General features: G+C 57.9%; 1 protein-coding gene. It reads left to right on the top strand.

Translation table 11 applies throughout. The features are described from left to right. Window positions 1-736 (top strand): hypothetical protein (locus tag GRP75_RS28540; RefSeq protein ID WP_237449258.1); only part of this gene is annotated, 736 nt, incomplete at its 5' end. Window positions 737-757 lie beyond the last annotated feature (21 nt).

The raw sequence follows: 757 nt of genomic DNA, 5'->3' as shown, positions 1-757 counted from the left end.
CACAATTGGCCCGCGCGCGCCGTCGGGGCCTGAAGTGACGTCAAGGAGCGAGTTCTCGTGGAGGCGAGCGTGCATTTTTGGCACGCTCGTGGCTGTTGCGTGCGTGATGTGGCCGGAATTAGGCACAAGCGCTCAAGACACGGCGACGACAATCGAGATTGGAAAGAATGAGATCGGTGCTCCGCCGGCTGAATTCGAATTTTCGTCATCGGGCGACGGCAAACCAAGGTCCTGGACTGTGGTCCGGGACGCAACGGCCAGCGCCGGCATGGCTATTGAGCAGGTTGGTGGACCAACAGCCGAAGACCACTTCGCGCTCGCAATCTACAAGTCTGCGTCGCTTAAAAATGCAGAGATCAGCCTTCGCCTCAACGCAACAGGTGGCAGATCAGATCAAGGTGGCGGCATCGCCGTGCGGCTGAGCAGCCCACAAAACTACTACCTCGTCCAATTAGATGCGCTGAGGGACAGAGTTCTTTTCTCGCTCGTTAGCAACGGCGTATCCAAAGAGATCGTCGCCGTCGATGCGGATATCGCTTCGCACACCTGGCATGACCTGACGGTTCGGGCCAAGGACGACCAATTCATCGTTTCGCTCGACGGGACGTGGATGTTCACCGGCTTCGACAAAACTCTGTCGCAACCAGGCCGCATCGCGCTCTGGACCGAAGGCGACAGCATCACGCGATTCGATAGCATCGCAATCATCCCCCTCCCCAATTCCGAGGAATACTGATGACCTACAAGATGAAGCCGC

Origin of the sequence: Paenibacillus sp. OT2-17 (assembly GCF_009827695.1) — a bacterium.
GTDB classification, from domain to species: domain Bacteria; phylum Bacillota; class Bacilli; order Paenibacillales; family Paenibacillaceae; genus Paenibacillus; species Paenibacillus polymyxa_B.
This window is presented reverse-complemented; position numbering and strand designations above follow the sequence as displayed.